Source organism: Blastococcus sp. SYSU D00669 (assembly GCF_054050715.1).
Genome location: NZ_JBJGZV010000047.1, coordinates 1 through 15462, shown reverse-complemented (window position 1 = coordinate 15462; position 15462 = coordinate 1). Strand labels below are relative to the sequence as shown.

Below are 15462 nucleotides of genomic sequence, written 5' to 3'. Positions count from 1 at the left end.
TCCTCCGTGTCAGGACCGCTGCTCTGCGGTCGAGTCTCTCCCCGTCAGCACCCGAGAGATGCCCCGGGCCGCCGCCCGCACACCGGGCGTGAAAGCGCGGACGGCGGCCGGCGAGCTGCCGCGCACCACGATCGACAGGGCCGCCACCACGACGCCTCGCTGCTCCACCGGCGCGGCCACCGAGACGGCGTCGTCGGTCACCTGGCGGTCGCTCACCGCCACCCCGGTGCGCCGCACCTCGGCCAGCACCCGGCGCAGCCGCCCCGGGTCGGTGATCGTGTGCGCGGTGTACCGCTGCAGCGGGCCGGCCAGCACCCGCTCCTGCACCTCGACCGGCGCGTGCGCCAGCAGCACCAGCCCGACCCCGGTGGGCGGCAGCGCGAACCGGCCGCCGACCCGCGTGTAGACGGCGACGGCGTCGCGGGCGGCGAACCGCTCCACGTAGACCACCTCGACGTCGTCGCGGACCGCCAGCTGCACGTTCTCGTGGGTGACCTCGTACAGGTCCTCCATGAACGGCAGGGCCGCCTCGCGCAGGCCGAGCCCGCGCGGGGCCAGCGCGCCGAGCTCCCAGATCCGCAGGCCCACCCGGTAGCGGCCGTCGTCCCCGCGCTCCAGCGCGCCCCAGCCGCACAGCTCCCCCACCAGCCGGTGCGCCGTCGACAGGGGGACGCCGGTCAGGCGGGCCAGTTCGGACAGCGACAGCGCCGGCCGCTCCCGCCCGAACGCCCCGAGGACGTCGAGCAGCTTGGTGGTGGCGGTGCGGCGGCCGCTCAGAGGTCGAGCACCAGTTTCGGGCATGCCGCGCGGGAGACGCAGATGAACATCGTGTCGTTCGCGGCCTGCTCGTCCGGCGTCAGCAGCGAGTCCCGGTGGTCGACCTCGCCGGCGAGCACCGCCGTCTCGCAGGTGCCGCAGGTGCCCTCCTGGCAGGAGGAGAGGACGAAGACGCCGGCGTCCTCCACCACCTCGAGCACCGAGCGGTCCGGCGGCACGGTCAGCGTCCTCCCCGACGTCGCCAGCTCGACCTCGAACGCGCCGGTGAGCACCGGCTCGCCGACGTCCTTGGGCGCGAACCGCTCGACGTGCAGCGACCCGGCCGGCCAGCCGGCGCAGCGCTGTTCGACGGCGAGCAGCAGCGGCTCGGGCCCGCAGCAGTAGACGAGCGTGCCGGGCCGGGGCTCGCCGAGCACGCGGTCGAGGTCGATCAGCCCCACCTCGTCCTGCGGGTGCACGACGGTGTTGCCGGTGGCCTCCTCCAGCGCCTCGAGGAACGCCATCGACCGGCGGCTGCGGCCGCCGTAGTGCAGCTCCCACGCCGCGCCGGCCCGCTCGGCGGCGGTGATCATCGGCAGGATCGGCGTGATCCCGATGCCGCCGGCGACGAACAGGTAGCGCTCGGCCGGCACCAGCTCGAAGTGGTTGCGCGGCCCGCGCACCGCCACCGGGTCGCCCTCGAGGACCCGGTCGTGCACGTGCGCCGAGCCGCCCCGGCCGTCCTGCTCGCGCAGCACGGCGATCCGCCACACCGAGCGGTCGGCCGGGTCGCCGCACAGCGAGTACTGGCGGACCAGCCCGCCCGGCAGCCGGAGGTCGACGTGCGCGCCCGGCGACCACGGCGGCAGGTCGGCGCCGGACGGGTCGCGCAGGTCGAGGACGACGACGCCTTCGGCGCCGGTGGTGCGGCGGTCGACCCGCAGCCGGAGGTCGACCTCGGCGGCTGTCTGGATGTCCATCGGCTCCTCAGACGAGCACGGGCGCGCGGTCGAGGACGCGCGCCGGGTCGGTGACGACGTGGGCAGGGGGCGTCGGCCATGGTGACGGCACCGGGGCCGCGGCACCTCCCTCGGGGTGGTTCGGATGGGCCTGCAGCCACTCCCACATCGCGACCGGGTCCTCCCCCTCGGCCGCCGCGCCGCAGTGGCAGGTGCCGTGCAGCCGGTCGGAGCCCGGCAGCCACTCCACCCGGAGCACGCTCACCGGGCCGCCTCCACCGCCGCCGGCCCCGCCGCCAGCGCGGCGATCATCCGGCGCGCGGCCAGCCCGCCGGTGTCGATGTTGATCGACAGCTCCTGGTAGCCGTCGGGCTCGCCGGCGATCACCCGCTCCAGCACGTCGAGCGCCTCGACGTCCTGCAGGACGACGGTGCGGTTGTTCTCCGCCAGGAAGTCGGACACCCCCTGGTCGTCGAGCGCGAAGTCGCGAGCGACCGCCCAGAAGTCGTGCGTGGAGGACTCGGTCTCCGGCGTGATCGCGTAGACGACCTCGACGTGGAACGCGTCGGGGTCGGTGCCGTCGGCGTTCGGCAGCACGCCGACCGGCGCGATCCGCGAGTGCAGCGTGTACAGGCAGGGCGGCGTGAACTCGATGTCCTGCCAGCGGGTGATCCGACCCTCGATGCCCGTGCTCCTCGCGTAGAACGGCGGGCAGGCGGCGTCGGCCATGTGCCGCGAGACCCGGACGACGCCGGCCTCCTCGTCGACCTCGGTGGTGATCGGCGTCTCGGCCACCTCCGGCGTCCCGATGTAGCCGCCGTGCAGGTAGGTCTCGTGCGAGAGGTCCATGAGGTTGTCGACCAGCAGGCTGGCGCGGGCGGCGAGCGGCTCCATGCCGGACACGACGGTCCAGCCCTCCTGGTCCAGCCAGGGCGCCCGCGGGATGCGCACCGAGTCCGCCCGGTCGGGGTCGCCGATGAACACCCACACGAAGGAGTCCTGCTCCACGACGGGGTAGCGCTTCAGCCGCGCGGTCCGGGGGACGCGGGTCTGCCCCGGCACGGCGACGCAGACGCCGTCGGCACCGTAGGTGAAGCCGTGGTAGCCGCAGACGACGGTGTCGCCGACGAGGTGGCTGGGCGCCTGCGACAGCGGGAACCGGCGGTGCACGCACCGGTCGCTCATCGCCGTGACCTCGCCGGCCCCGGTGCGCCAGAAGAGGATCGACTCGCCGCAGATCGTGCGGCTGAACAGCTCGCGCCCCACCTCGCGGCCGTAGGCGGCCACGTACCACTGGTCGCGGACGATCGAGGTCATGCGCGGGTCTCCTCCCGGGACGGCGGTGTCCCGACGAGGGTGACCGCCGTCACCGGTCCGCGCGTAGGTCACTTCCACGTGGTGGAAGACGATCCGAAAGCGTGCCGGGCCGGCCGGCGACCACGGCGGCGAGCCCGTACCCGACGGCGAGCGCGGTGAGCAGCAGCAGCGGCAGCACCCAGCCGCCGCTGGCCGAGTAGAGCGCGCCGACGGCGAGGGGCCCCAGCGCCCCGGTGCTGTAGGCGACCAGCTGCGTCATCCCCGACAGGCGGCGGGCCTCGTCCTCGTCGGCGCTGCGCAGCACGACGAGGGTGAAGGCGAACGCGATGCCGGCGCCCTGCGCCAGCCCGCCCACCACGGTCCAGACCGGCCAGGCGGCCGGGGCCAGCAGCAGCCCGACGACGAAGGCCGCCCAGGCCGCGGCCACCGCGACCCCGAGCACCCGCTGACCCGACCACCGCCGCACCACCAGGGGGACGACCAGCGTGCCCGGGATGCCGACCAGCTGGAACGTCGTCGCGGCCGCCGCCCCGGCGTCGATGCTGCCCAGCTCGTCGAGCAGCAGGCTCGGCAGCCACGCCGTCACCGCGTAGTAGAGCGCCGACTGCAGGGCCAGGACGGCGCCGACCGCCCACGCCAGCGGCAGCCGCCACACCGGCACCCCGCTCCCCCGGGCCGCCGGTGCGGCCTCCCCCGTCCCGGCCGAGCCGGTCGCGCGGGCCCAGACGGCGGCGGCGACCAGCGCGAGCACCGCCCAGCTCGCCAGCGCGGCCCGCCAGCCCCAGAGCGCGGCGAGCGGGGCGGTGGCCGCCGCGGTGGCGGCGGCGCCCGCGGCCAGCGTGGTCGTGTACAGGCCGGTGACCGTGCCCGCCCGCGGGCCGAACTCCCGCTTGACGACCGGCGGGAGCAGCACGTTGCCCACGGTCATCGCGGCACCGACCAGCAACGTGCCGGCCAGGAGGACGGGCGCGCCGTCCAGCACCCGCAGCGCCGTGGCCGCCGCGAGCAGGAGCAGCCCGGCGAGGACGGCGCGCTCGGCGCCCAGCCGCCGGCCCAGATCCGCGGCGGCCGGCGCCAGCGCGGCGAAGCACAGCACGGGCAGGGTGGTGAGCAGCCCGGCCACCGTCGGGGAGAGCCCCAGGTCGGCCCGGACCTCGGGCAGCACCGGCGAGACCGCGGCGATCGCGCCGCGCAGGTTGAGGCCGGTCAGCAGCACGGCCGCCAGGAGCAGCCCGGTGCCGGCCGGCCGGCTCATGCCTCCCGCAGCTCCTCGAGGACGGTCTTCGCGACCTTGAAGGCGTGGTTGGCCGCGGGCACCCCCGCGTAGATCGCGGCGTGCTGGATGACCTCGGCGATCTCCTCGTCGGTCAGCCCGTTGTTCTTCGCCGCGCGCACGTGCAGCGCGAACTCGTCCCAGTGCCGCAGCGCGATGGTGATGGCGAGCGTGAGCAGGCTGCGGTCGCGCCGGGCCAGGCCGGGCCGCTGCCACAGGTCGCCCCAGGCGGTGCGGGTGATGAAGTCCTGGAAGTCCGCGGTGAACGGGGTGGTGCCGGCGACCGCCCGGTCCACCCAGGCGTCGCCCAGCACCTCCCGGCGGGTGCGCATGCCGGCCGCGCGCCGGTCGTCGTCGCTCGTCACCGGGCGCCTCCGTCGAAGTGGGCGAGCAGGGCGCCGGTGACCTCCAGCGTCCGCTCCAGGTTGGCCAGGTGGGCGCCCGGGCTCACGGTGAGCAGCTCGGCGCCCGGTATGCCCGCGGCGATCGCCCGCTGGTGCTCCGGCGGCAGCGCCTGGTCTTCGGCGGCCGAGACCACCAGCGTGGGCGCGGTGATCCGCGGCAGGTCCTCGCGCAGGTCCACGCGGGCGACCACCTCGGCGCACGCCGCGTAGCCCTCGTCGTCGGCCTGGGCGATCTGCGCCTGCAGCCGGGTGACCAGGTCGGGGTGCTCGGCGGCGTACCCCGGCGTCAGCCAGCGGCTGACCACGGTCGGCGCGATCGGCGCGGTGCCGCCGGCGCGCACGGCCGCGGCCCGGTCGAGGAAGCCCTGCGGCTCGGTCTTCGCCGAGCTGAACAGGACGGCGAGCCGGTCGACCCGCTGCGGTTCGCGGGCGGCCAGCCGCATGGCGACCATGCCGCCGATCGACACCCCGGCGACGTGCGCGCGCTCGGCGCCGACCCGGTCGAGCAGGCCCACGAGGTCGTCCACCAGGTCGTCGAGGGTGTACGGGCCGGCCGGCGCCGGCGAGGTGCCGTGGCCGCGCATGTCGTAGGTGAGCACCCGGAACCGCTCGGCCAGCGCCGGCACCTGCGGCTCCCACATGGCGCGGGTGGCGCCCAGGGAGTTGGCCAGGACGACGACCGGCGCGTCGGCCGGCCCGTCGGCGGTGTGCTCGACCTCGACGGCTGTCATGCGGTCCCCTCCGTCAGTGCGGCGTGCTCGGCCAGCACGGCCTCGACCTGCGCCACGGCCTCGCCGAGGTCGGGCCCCGACGCCTCCAGCAGGCCGCGGTCCAGGTCGGTCCGCTCGGCCAGGACGGCGGCCAGCGGCAGGCCGGTCTCCCGCGCGCGGCGGGCGGCGTCGGCCACGGCCTCGTGCGCGGCGGCCCGCCCCAGGGTCTCGGCCAGCGCGTCGGTGACCCGCTGCGCCAGCGCCGGCTCGGCGGCGGCCGCGACGGTCGCCGCCATGCGGTCGGCGTCGACGCGGAGGACGGCGAGGCTCTCGGCCAGCCAGGAGGCGGCCGAGCCGACCGTCGTCAGCAGGTCGGTGAGCGCGGGCCACTCGCTGTGCCAGGCACCGGCGGCCCGCTCGTGCTCCTGCTCCATCGCCGCGAGCAGCGTCGCGACCAGGCCGGGCGCGCGGCGGGCGCAGGCCCGCGCCGAGATCGCGGCGACCGGGTTGGCCTTGTGCGGCATCGCCGACGACCCGCCGCGCCCCTCGGCCACCTCGGCGGCCTCGGCCACCTCGGTCTGCGCGAGCAGGACGACGTCGACGGCGACCGTGGCCACCACGCCGGCGGCCGCGCCCAGCGCGCCGGCCAGGTCGGCGACCGGCAGCCGCACGGTGAACCAGGGGGCCGCGGTCGCGACCAGGCCGAGCTCCTCGGCCAGCCGGGCCCGCACGTCGGTGCCGGACCCCTTGCTGGCCGCCAGGGTGCCGACCGCTCCGCCGTACTGCACCGGCAGCGACGCGACCACCTCGGCCAGGCGCTCGCGCGCGCCGTCGAGGCCGGCCAGCCAGCCGGCCGCCTTGAGCCCGAACGTCGTCGGCAGCGCCTGCTGCATCAGGGTGCGGCCCATGACCGGGTCGTCGGCGTGGTCGCGGGCGAGGCCCGCGGCGGACCGCGCGGCGGCGGCCAGGTCGGTGTCGATCGCCGCGATCGCCGCGCGGGCCAGCAGCACCAGCGCCGTGTCGACGACGTCCTGGCTGGTGGCGCCGACGTGCACGGCCACCGCGTCGCGCTCGCCCACGGCCGCCTGCACGACCTTCACCAGGGGCGGCACCGGGTTGCCGGCGTCGGCCGCCCGGGCGACCACGGCGGCCAGGTCGAGCCGCGACGGGTCGGCGCAGGCCGCGGTCACCGCGTCGGCGGCCGTCGTCGGGACGAGGCCGGTGCGCGCGGCGGCGCGAGCGAGGGCGGCCTCGACCTCGAGCAGCGCGCGCAGCCACGCCTCGTCGGAGACGGCCGCGGCCGCTCCCCCGCGGGCGAACGTGCCGCTCCAGAGACCACTCACGGGTCGGTTCTACCGGAGCGGCTCAGACGGCGAAGAAGACGGTCTCGTCGTCCCCCTGCAGGTGGACGTCGAAGCGGTAGCCGTCGCCGGTCGGCTCGGCGACCAGCGTCCGCCGCCGCTCCTCGGGCAGCCCGCGCAGGACGACGTCCTCGGCGTTGGCCTCGGCCTCGTCGGCGAAGTAGATCCGGGTGACCACGCGGTCGAGCAGGCCGCGGGCGAAGACCGAGACGTCGACGTGCGGCGCCTGCAGCCCGCCCTCGCCGTCGGGCACCCGGCCGGGCTTGAGCGTGAACACCTCGAACCCGCCGGAGATCGTCTGGGCGCGGGCGTAGCCGCGGAAGCCCGGGTACGCCGAGGCGCCGCGCGGGTCCTCCGGGGAGGCGAAGCGGCCGTCGGGGTCGGCCTGCCACGTCTCCACCATCGCGTCGGGCACCACGTCGCCGGCGCCGTCGAACACCCGGCCGCGGATCCAGAAGCCGCCCGGGGTGCCCTCGGTGGCGGCGAAGACCCCGTCGGGCCAGGTCAGGCCGATCGCCAGGTACGGCCCGACGGTCGCGCTCGGCGTCGTCCCCAGCCGCAGCGGACCGGTGAGGAAGCCGCTGCCGCGCTGCCCCGAGCGGGGCTGGAAGGGCTCGGCCGGGTCCGGCGGGACGTCCAGCGGGTCCACGGTCGTCACGCGACATCTCCGTCGTCGTCGGTCTCGAACGGCGTCTGCTCGGTGCCGCGCAGCACGATGTCCCACTCGAACGCCAGCGCCCAGTTGTCCTGGGTGCGCTCGAGGGAGAAGCGGCTGATCGCGCGGTGCCGGGCGGCGGCCGGGATGGCGTTGAAGATCGGGTCCTGGCCGAACAGCGGGTCGTCGGGGAAGTACATCTGGGTGACCAGCCGCTGGGTGAAGGCCCGCCCGAACAGGCTGAAGTGGATGTGCGCCGGCCGCCAGGCGTTGTGGTGGTTGCCCCACGGGTAGGCGCCGGGCTTGATCGTCATGAACTCGTAGCGGCCCAGGCTGTCGGTGACCACGCGGCCGAGGCCGTCGAAGTGCGGGTCGAGCGGGGCGGGCCAGTTGTCGACGACGTGCCGGTAGCGACCGGACGCGTTGGCCTGCCACACCTCGACCAGCGCGTCGGGCACCGGGCGGCCGCCGCTGTCGAGCACGCGGCCGTGCACCAGGATCCGCTGGCCGAGGGCCTCGCCGCCGTTGCGCCAGGTCAGGTCGGCGTCGGCGGGCCGCACGCGGTCCTCGCCCAGCACCGGGCCGGTGACCTCGGTCAGCCGGTGCGGCAGGTCGACCGGCGTCCGCAGCGGGGCGCGCAGCGCGGTGCTCCGGTAGTCCGGGAAGCCGACGGGGGTGCGCGTCGCGTCGGGTTCGCGCAGGTAGCGCGGCACGATCAGCCCGCTCTGCGATGTGGTGCCGGTCATAGCCGGAAAGGTACGGCCCGGCCGTACCCTCCCCAAGCGGAGGCTTCCGGCGAGTGGAAGGAACGGACGGCGATGGCGGGACGCAGCGCGGCGCCCGGGCGGTCGGTGACCAGCCGCGCCCTCGCCGTCCTCGACGCCTTCGACAGCGCGGCCCCCCGGCTGTCGCTGTCGGAGATCGCCGAGCGCTCCGGCACGCCGCTGACCACCGCGCACCGGCTGCTGGCCGAGCTCACCGCCTGGGGAGCGCTCACGCGGCGCGGCGACGGCCGCTACGAGATCGGGCGCAAGCTGTGGGACCTCGGCCTGCTGGCGCCCGTGCAGCTCGAGCTGCGCCAGGTGGCCGCGCCGTTCCTGCTCGACGTGCACACCGCCACCCGCGACACGGTGCACCTCGCCGTCCGCGAGGGCACGCGGGCGTTGTACGTCGAGCGGATCTCCGGGCGCGAGTCGGTGCCGGTGGTCAGCCAGGTGGGCAGCCGGCTGCCGCTGCACGCCACCGGCGTGGGCAAGGTGCTGCTCGCCGCGGCCCCGGACGACGTCGTCGAGGAGGTGCTGCGCACGCTCAGCCGCGAGACCCGGCACACCGTCGTCGACCCCGGCCGGCTGCGCCGGGAGCTCACCGAGATCCGCCGCCGCGGGTTCGCCCGCACCGCCGAGGAGATGTCGCTGGGCACCGCCTCCGTCGCCGTCCCGGTCACCGTGGAGCGCTCCACCGGCACGGTGGTCGCCGGGGCCCTCGGCCTCGTCGTCCCCTCCCACCGGCGCGACGTCGTCCGCCTCGTCCCCGTGCTCGAGGTGGCCGCACGCGGCATCGGGCGGGAGCTGGCCCGAGCAGGCGCCTTCCGCTGAGCGGAAGGCGGCGCTCGCCGCCGCGGCGTAGCGGCCGTCACACTCCCCTCGTGCGCACTCAGGTGGGGATCATCGGCGCCGGCCCGGCCGGCCTGCTGCTGTCGCGACTGCTGGCCCTCCAGGGCATCGACTCCGTCGTCCTGGAGAACCGCTCGCGCGAGTACGTGGAGGCCCGCATCCGCGCCGGCATCCTCGAGCAGCACTCGGTCGACACGCTCGTCGCCGCGGGCGTCGGCGACCGGCTGCAGCGGGAGGGCCTCGAGCACCGCGGCATCCACCTGCAGTACCCCGGCACCCGCCACCAGCTCGACTTCAAGGAGCTGTGCGGCCGGACCGTCTGGGTCTACGGCCAGACCGAGGTGGTCAAGGACCTCGTCAAGGCCCAGCTCGACGGCGGCCCGCCGCTGCTCTTCGACGTCTCCGACGTGCAGCCGGAGGACGTCGACGGCGACAGCCCGCGCATCCGCTTCACCGACGCCGACGGCACCCCGCAGGTGCTCGAGTGCGACGTGATCGCCGGCACCGACGGCTTCCACGGCGTCTCGCGGCAGGTGGTCGGCGAGGGCACCGCGCAGAAGGTCTGGGAGCGGACCTACCCCTACGCCTGGCTGGGCATCCTGGCCGACGCCGCTCCGGCCACCGACGAGCTCATCTACGCCTGGCACCCCGACGGCTTCGCGCTGTACTCGATGCGCTCGCCGAAGGTCTCGCGGCTGTACCTGCAGGTCGACCCCGCGGAGAAGATCGAGGACTGGTCCGACGAGCGGATCTGGGACGCCCTCGACACCCGCTTCGCGCACGAGGGCTGGTCGGTCAACCGCGGCCCGGTCACCGACAAGTCGATCCTGCCGATGCGCTCGTTCGTCAGCGCCCCGATGCGCCGCGGCCGGCTGTTCCTCGCCGGCGACGCCGCGCACATCGTGCCGCCCACCGGCGCCAAGGGACTGAACCTGGCGGTCGCCGACGTCACCCGCCTGGCGACGGCGCTGGTGCGGCTGTTGCAGGAGAAGCAGACCGACCTGGTCGACTCCTACTCGGACAAGGCGCTGGAGCGGGTCTGGCGCTGCCAGCACTTCTCCTGGTTCATGACCTCGATGCTGCACCGCTCCGGCGACGACTTCGACGCCGAGCTGCAGCTGTCCCAGCTGCAGCGGGTCTGCTCGTCGGAGGCGGCCGCGCGCGAGCTCGCGGAGAACTACACCGGTCTGCCGATCGAGGACTGAGGGTGGCCGCCGGAGGGCTGCCCCTGGCGGAGCAGTGCCGGGTGGTCGTCGACAACGACTGGGCCGGGGACCCCGACGGCCTCGTCGCGCTGGCCCACCACCTGCTGTCGCCGACCAACCGGGTCGTCGCGGTCACCAGCTCCTTCCTCAACCCGGTGTTCGGCGAGCTGGGGACGACGGCGGAGCGGGGGGCGGCGCTGGCCCGCGAGCTGGTCGACCTGGTCGGCGGCCCCGTGCGGCCGCCGGTGCACGCCGGCGCCGAGTCGGGGTTCGACGGCGGGACGACGGCGGCTGCGTCGGCGGCGTCGGCGGCGTCGGCGGCCATCGCCGCCGAGGCGCGGCGGGACGACGACCTGCCGCTGTTCCTGGTGTGCGCGGGCCCGCTGACCAACGTCGCGGCCGCGCTCGCCGAGGCGCCCGACATCGCCTCCCGCCTCACCCTGGTCTGGGTGGGTGGGGCGCGGGGGGCCGACGCGGCCGAGTACAACCGGGACACCGACCAGCCCGCGGCCGACCTGGTCTTCGGCCGGTCGGCGCTCCCCGTCTGGCAGTTCCCGCTGGAGACCTACCGGCGCTGCGCGTACTCGGTCGCCGAGCTCGAGCACGACCTGGCCGGCAGCGGCGCGGTCGGCCGGTGGCTGTGGACCCGGTTCCTGGAGCTCCCGCTCCCCGACTGGATCCGGCTCGGCGGCGTCTGGCCGCTCGGCGACAGCCCGCCCGTGCTGGTGACCGCGCTGAGCGACGAGTCGAGCAGCTGGACCGAGACCCGGGCGGAGCCGGTCGGCGCCGCCCGCCGGGTCTACACCGACGTCGACACCCGGCTGCTGTTCGGCGACATGCTCGCCAAGCTGCGCGCCCACGAGGACCGTCGGGGCGGCTGACCGCCCACCTGTGCCACAGTGGGGGCAGGGCACGCCGACGTGCCCCCGGACGAGCACCGCCGTACCCGGTCCGCGACAAGACGGCGGCGGGAGCGTGCGCCGTGCACTGGGTCGTCCTCGTCGTCTCCGGGGTCCTCGAGGCCGTCTGGGCCACCGCCCTGCACCGGTCGGAGGGCTTCAGCCGGCTCGGGCCCACCGTGGTCTTCGCCGTGGCCGTCGTCGCCAGCATGGTCGGCCTGGCCTGGGCCATGCGGGGGCTGCCGCTGGGCACCGCCTACGCGGTGTGGGTCGGCATCGGCGCGGGCCTGACCGCGGCCTACGCCATGTGGGCGGGCCTGGAGCCGGTGTCGGTCCTCCGGGTGTTCCTGCTGCTGGGCATCGTCGGCTGCGTGATCGGCCTCAAGGTGACGGCGTAGCCGTCCGGGCGTGCGGTTGCGGGGGCCGGTCCCGTCCCCGACGGTGCTGGGCGTGGACCCCTTCCGCGGCTTCGGGCGCATCCCCGGCCTGTCGGAGCTGCTGGAGCTCCTCCAGCGGCAGACCGAGGCGCTGGCCCAGCTGCCGCGCACGCTCGCCGACCTGCAGGGCACGGTCCGGCAGCTGACCGACGCCACGACGACGGCGAAGGACACCATCGCCTCGGCGCAGAGGACCGCCGAGCGGCTGGAGGCCCTCGTCGAGGAGCTCGAGGAACCGGTGCGCGCCCTGCGCCCCGGGCTGGAGCGGCTGGGCCGGGTGCTCGACGACCCCGCCGTCGACACCGTCCCGGACACCCTCCGCCGCATCCACGACGACCTCATGCCGCTGATCGCCTCGGTGCGGCAGGCGCAGACCCGGGTGGGGTCGGTCACCGGCCTGCTGCGCCGCCGCGGGCGGGACGAGGGCGAGCACCCGGACGGCTGACTCGGTCGGGCCCCACCCGGTTGCGCCGGGTACCGTGCTGGTCGCCCCCCGTACGTGCTCCGCTGGAGGTGCTGTGGTCCCGGTTCCACCCGTGGGGCCCGGTGCTGCCGACGTCTTCCGCGACGGGGGCGACAACGGCCGCCTGATGGCCGCCTTCGACTGGGCCACCACCCCGGTGGGCCCGGTGGCGACCTGGCCGGCCAGCCTGCGCTTCGCCGTCCGGACCGTGCTGGCCTCGCGGTTCCCGATGATCCTGGCCTGGGGCCCGGGCTACACGCAGTTCTACAACGACGCCTACGCCACGCTCATCGGCGCGAAGCACCCCGGCGCCATCGGCGACGACCTGCGGATCACCCTGGCCGAGGGCTGGGCGGCCCTGCAGGAGCCGGTCGAGCACGCGATGGCGGCCCGCGAGCCGTCGTGGATCCCGCAGCTGCTGCTCCTGCTCGAGCGCGCCGGGTACCGCGAGGAGACCTACTTCACCGTCTCGCACGCCCCCGCCTACGGCGACGACGGCGAGGTCGCCGGGATGCACGCCGTGTGCACCGAGGTCACCCGGCAGGTGCTGGCCGAGCGCCGGCAGAGCCTGCTGCACGAGGTGGCCGCGGCCGCGGGCCGGCTGGCCGAGGAGCGGTCCACCGTCGAGCAGATGTGCGCGGCCCTGGCCGGCGGGGCGCTCGACGTCCCGTTCGCCGCGGTCTACCTCTCGGCCCCCGACGGCCGGCTGCACCTGGCCGCCACCAGCGGCTGCGACGCCGAGCGGTTGCCGGCGTCGGTGGCCGCCGCCGCCGAGGTGCTGCCCCGCGACGTCGGGACGCTGGCGATCCCCGGCGGTCCCTGGGGCGACCCGGTCCGCGAGGCCGTGGCGCTGCCGCTCTCCGGCGGGCGGGACGGCGACCCGGTGGGCCTGCTGGTCGCCGGCGTCAGCCCCAACCGGGCGCTGGACGCGGAGTACCGGTCGTTCCACGAGCTGCTGGCCGGCCAGTTCGCCGGCGCGGTGGTCAACGCCCGCGCCTTCGCGGCCGAGCGGGAGCGGGCCGAGACCCTGGCCGAGCTCGACCGCGCCAAGACGGCGTTCTTCGCCGACGTCAGCCACGAGCTGCGCACGCCGCTGACCCTGCTGCTGGCGCCGATCGCCGACCTGCTCGGCGAGGGCGGGCTGGACACCGACGCCCGCGAGCAGCTGGAGCTGGCGCTGCGCAACGGCCGGCGGCTGCGGCGGCTGGTCGACGACCTGCTCGAGTTCGTGCGCATCGAGGGCGGCCGGGCCACCCCCGTCCGGGTCGAGACCGACGTGCCGGGCCTGACCGCCGAGCTGGCCGGCCTGCTGCGCTCGGCCGCCGAGCGGGCCGGCCTGCGGCTCGACGTCGACTGCCCGCCGCTGCCGCGCCCCGCCCACGTCGACCCCCGCATGTGGGAGAAGGTCGTCGTCAACCTCGTCGCCAACGCGGTGAAGTACACCTTCGTCGGGGGCATCCGCGTCGCGCTGCGCGCGGGGGCCGACGGCTTCGAGCTCACCGTCGCCGACACCGGCGTGGGCATCCCCGCCGAGGAGCTCCCGCGGCTGTTCGAGCGGTTCCACCGGGTGGCCGACAGCGCCGCGCGCAGCCGCGAGGGCAGCGGCCTGGGTCTCGCCCTGGTGCGCGAGCTCGTCGGGCTGCACGGCGGCAGCGTCACCGTGGCGAGCACCCCGGGCGAGGGCAGCACCTTCACGGTGCGGGTGCCCTGGGGCGTCCCGGACGCGCCCGGGCACGCCGCCGCGGCGCCGTCCGAGGACGCGGCCGGCGCGGCCTCGGTGCCGTGGGACGACGTCGCCGCCGTCCCGGCCGCCCCGCCGTCCGTCTCCGGTGCGAGCGTGCTCGTCGTCGACGACAACGCCGACATGCGCACCTACCTGACCCGGCTGCTCGCGCCGCACTGGACGGTCCGCACCGCCCCGGACGGGCGGTCGGCGCTGGCCTCGGTGGCCGCGCAGCCGCCGGACCTCGTGGTCACCGACGTGATGATGCCGGGGATGGACGGGTTCGAGCTGCTGCGCGAGCTGCGCCGCTCCCCCGCCACCCGGCGGATCCCGGTGCTCATGCTCACCGCCCGCGCCGGCCAGGAGGCCGCCGTGGAGGGCTTCGCCGCCGGGGTCGACGACTACCTGGCCAAGCCGTTCGAGGCGCCGGAGCTGGTCGCCCGGGTGCGGGTGCTGGTCGAGCGGGCGGCCGGCCGCGAGCCGGCGCCCACCGTGGCGGCGTCCCCGGTCGCCCTCCCCCGGCCCGTCGAACCGCGCGACGCCGCCGCGGTCCCCGAGCCGCGGCCGGCGCCGGTCCCGGTGACCGGGACGGCGGAGGCGTCGTGGCGGTTCGCGTCGAGCCCGCGGTCCATCCCCGCCGTGCGGGCGCGGCTGCGGGCCGTGCTCGCCGACGCCGGCGTGGGCGAGGACGACGCCTACGACCTCGTGCTGGCCGCGTGCGAGGCCGCCACCAACGCCATCGAGCACGCCCAGCAGCCGACCGAGCCGTTCTTCGACGTCTCGGCCCGGGTGGGCGACGGCGCGGTGGAGATCGCCGTGCGCGACTACGGCCAGTGGCGCGAGCGGGTGCCGAGCATGGACCGCGGCCGCGGGTCGGCGCTGATGAGCGCGGTCGCCGAGATCACCGCCACCCCGAGCCCGGCCGGGACGACGGTGGTCATCCGGACGCGGTAGGGCGGACCTGCCGCTCGGCCGACAGCAGGCGCAGCAGCTCGTCGGCGACCTGCTCCTTCGGCGCGATCCCCGACACGACGGCGCCCGGCTCGTCGGGCTCGAGCGGCTCGAGGGTCGCCAGCTGGCTGGTGAGCAGGGACGGCGGCATGTAGTGGCCGGTGCGCGCCTCGACCCGGCCGCGGATCAGCTCGGGATCGGCGCTGACGTGCGCGAACCACACGGAGGGGTGGCCGTCGCAGAGCACGTCGCGGTAGGCGCGCTTGAGCGCCGAGCAGGTGACCACCAGGTCGCGGCCGTCGCGCTCGTGCTCGCCGATCCAGTCGGCCAGCCGGCGCAGCCACGGCCGGCGGTCGTCGTCGTCCAGCGGGGTGCCCGCGCGCATCTTCTCGACGTTCTCCGGCGGGTGGAACTCGTCGCCCTCGGCGAACTCCCAGCCCAGGCGGGCGACCAGCTCGGCCGCCACCGTGGACTTGCCGGCGCCGGACACGCCCATGACCACGACCGTGGTCGTCCGCGGGGACTCCGTCACGGCTGCTCCCCTCAGACGTCGGTGATGCGGATCCCGGCGTGGGCCTTGTAGCGGCGGTTGACCGACACCAGGTTGACCGTCAGCGCCTCGACCTGGCGGGCGTTGCGCAGCCGCCCGGCGTAGATCCCGCGCATCCCCGGCAGCCGCCCGGCCAGCGCCTGCACCAGGTCCATCGCCGCCCGGTCGTCCCCGACCACCATCACG

Annotated in this window: 16 protein-coding genes, 2 pseudogenes and 1 riboswitch; of the genes and pseudogenes, 6 read left to right on the top strand and 12 right to left on the bottom strand. The window is 76.1% G+C overall.

What is annotated here, in order from left to right; genetic code table 11:
- Positions 1–9 precede the first annotated feature (9 nt).
- From ACI8AF_RS23900 to pcaH, 10 genes and pseudogenes are all read right to left on the bottom strand, one after another.
- Positions 10–801, bottom strand: coding sequence for an IclR family transcriptional regulator (locus ACI8AF_RS23900; protein ID WP_456542264.1), 792 nt, complete (start codon positions 799–801; stop codon positions 10–12).
- Positions 774–1673: pseudogene (locus tag ACI8AF_RS23895) on the bottom strand (PDR/VanB family oxidoreductase); the annotation flags it as partial. The pseudogene ACI8AF_RS23895 and the gene ACI8AF_RS23900, both read right to left, overlap by 28 nt.
- Before the next feature lie 70 nt (positions 1674–1743).
- On the bottom strand, positions 1744–1980 hold the full coding sequence (locus tag ACI8AF_RS23890; RefSeq protein WP_456542263.1) for a hypothetical protein: 237 nt from the start codon (positions 1978–1980) through the stop codon (positions 1744–1746).
- The gene (locus ACI8AF_RS23885; protein ID WP_456542262.1) at positions 1977–3032 is read right to left on the bottom strand and encodes a Rieske 2Fe-2S domain-containing protein; all 1056 of its coding nucleotides are present in this window, start codon (positions 3030–3032) and stop codon (positions 1977–1979) included. The genes ACI8AF_RS23890 and ACI8AF_RS23885 overlap by 4 nt, the downstream gene beginning before the upstream one ends.
- 49 nt (positions 3033–3081) lie before the next feature.
- Positions 3082–4287: an MFS transporter gene (locus ACI8AF_RS23880; protein WP_456542261.1), complete on the bottom strand. Its 1206-nt coding sequence runs from the start codon at positions 4285–4287 to the stop codon at positions 3082–3084.
- On the bottom strand, positions 4284–4670 hold the full coding sequence (pcaC, locus tag ACI8AF_RS23875; protein WP_456542260.1) for a 4-carboxymuconolactone decarboxylase: 387 nt from the start codon (positions 4668–4670) through the stop codon (positions 4284–4286). The genes ACI8AF_RS23880 and pcaC overlap by 4 nt, the downstream gene beginning before the upstream one ends.
- Positions 4667–5440 carry a 3-oxoadipate enol-lactonase gene (gene pcaD, locus ACI8AF_RS23870; protein ID WP_456542259.1) on the bottom strand — a complete coding sequence of 258 codons (774 nt, stop codon included), beginning with the start codon at positions 5438–5440 and terminating at the stop codon, positions 4667–4669. The genes pcaC and pcaD overlap by 4 nt, the downstream gene beginning before the upstream one ends.
- Entirely contained in the window at positions 5437–6762 is a 1326-nt protein-coding gene (gene pcaB, locus ACI8AF_RS23865; protein ID WP_456542258.1) for a 3-carboxy-cis,cis-muconate cycloisomerase, read from the bottom strand. Before pcaB ends, pcaD begins: the two co-directional genes overlap by 4 nt.
- Positions 6763–6784: 22 nt before the next feature.
- On the bottom strand, positions 6785–7438 hold the full coding sequence (gene pcaG / locus ACI8AF_RS23860) for a protocatechuate 3,4-dioxygenase subunit alpha (RefSeq protein WP_456542257.1): 654 nt from the start codon (positions 7436–7438) through the stop codon (positions 6785–6787).
- Positions 7435–8181 carry a protocatechuate 3,4-dioxygenase subunit beta gene (gene pcaH, locus ACI8AF_RS23855; protein WP_456542256.1) on the bottom strand — a complete coding sequence of 249 codons (747 nt, stop codon included), beginning with the start codon at positions 8179–8181 and terminating at the stop codon, positions 7435–7437. The genes pcaG and pcaH overlap by 4 nt, the downstream gene beginning before the upstream one ends.
- A gap of 72 nt (positions 8182–8253) precedes the next feature.
- Between pcaH and ACI8AF_RS23850 the strand changes: the two genes are divergently transcribed.
- The 6 genes from ACI8AF_RS23850 to ACI8AF_RS23825 all read left to right on the top strand — a co-directional run bounded on the left by ACI8AF_RS23850 (position 8254) and on the right by ACI8AF_RS23825 (position 14729).
- A complete protein-coding gene (locus ACI8AF_RS23850) occupies positions 8254–9030 on the top strand; it encodes an IclR family transcriptional regulator (protein WP_456542255.1) in 777 nt (258 codons plus the stop codon).
- Positions 9031–9080: 50 nt separating this feature from the next.
- Complete coding sequence (locus tag ACI8AF_RS23845) at positions 9081–10253, top strand: 4-hydroxybenzoate 3-monooxygenase (RefSeq protein ID WP_456542254.1); 1173 nt, start codon at positions 9081–9083, stop codon at positions 10251–10253.
- Positions 10254–10255: 2 nt separating this feature from the next.
- Positions 10256–11134 (top strand): nucleoside hydrolase, encoded by an 879-nt coding sequence (locus ACI8AF_RS23840; protein ID WP_456542253.1) that lies wholly within the window; start codon positions 10256–10258, stop codon positions 11132–11134.
- A 24-nt stretch (positions 11135–11158) separates the two neighbouring features.
- A riboswitch (guanidine-III (ykkC-III) riboswitch) is annotated at positions 11159–11224 on the top strand.
- A gap of 11 nt (positions 11225–11235) precedes the next feature.
- A complete protein-coding gene (locus ACI8AF_RS23835) occupies positions 11236–11550 on the top strand; it encodes a DMT family transporter (RefSeq protein ID WP_456542252.1) in 315 nt (104 codons plus the stop codon).
- 52 nt (positions 11551–11602) lie between these two features.
- Positions 11603–12034 carry a hypothetical protein gene (locus ACI8AF_RS23830; protein WP_456542251.1) on the top strand — a complete coding sequence of 144 codons (432 nt, stop codon included), beginning with the start codon at positions 11603–11605 and terminating at the stop codon, positions 12032–12034.
- A 91-nt stretch (positions 12035–12125) separates the two neighbouring features.
- Complete coding sequence (locus ACI8AF_RS23825) at positions 12126–14729, top strand: ATP-binding protein (protein WP_456542250.1); 2604 nt, start codon at positions 12126–12128, stop codon at positions 14727–14729.
- On the opposite strand, the gene ACI8AF_RS23820 is transcribed toward ACI8AF_RS23825, so the two are convergent.
- Positions 14713–15258 carry a gluconokinase gene (locus ACI8AF_RS23820; RefSeq protein ID WP_456542249.1) on the bottom strand — a complete coding sequence of 182 codons (546 nt, stop codon included), beginning with the start codon at positions 15256–15258 and terminating at the stop codon, positions 14713–14715. The two genes, ACI8AF_RS23825 and ACI8AF_RS23820, sit on opposite strands and share 17 nt — an antisense overlap.
- A gap of 11 nt (positions 15259–15269) precedes the next feature.
- Positions 15270–15462 (bottom strand): annotated as a pseudogene (locus tag ACI8AF_RS23815) (NADPH-dependent F420 reductase); the annotation flags it as partial.

What these genes read in the sequence shown, in the direction of transcription:
- ACI8AF_RS23900 (WP_456542264.1), bottom strand. Translation starts at nt 801, where the DNA reads ATGCCCGAAACTGGTGCTCGACCTCTGAGCGGCCGCCGCACCGCCACC.
- ACI8AF_RS23885 (WP_456542262.1), bottom strand. Translation starts at nt 3,032, where the DNA reads ATGACCTCGATCGTCCGCGACCAGTGGTACGTGGCCGCCTACGGCCGC.
- ACI8AF_RS23880 (WP_456542261.1), bottom strand. Translation starts at nt 4,287, where the DNA reads ATGAGCCGGCCGGCCGGCACCGGGCTGCTCCTGGCGGCCGTGCTGCTG.
- pcaD (WP_456542259.1), bottom strand. Translation starts at nt 5,440, where the DNA reads ATGACAGCCGTCGAGGTCGAGCACACCGCCGACGGGCCGGCCGACGCG.
- pcaH (WP_456542256.1), bottom strand. Translation starts at nt 8,181, where the DNA reads ATGACCGGCACCACATCGCAGAGCGGGCTGATCGTGCCGCGCTACCTG.
- ACI8AF_RS23850 (WP_456542255.1), top strand. Translation starts at nt 8,254, where the DNA reads ATGGCGGGACGCAGCGCGGCGCCCGGGCGGTCGGTGACCAGCCGCGCC.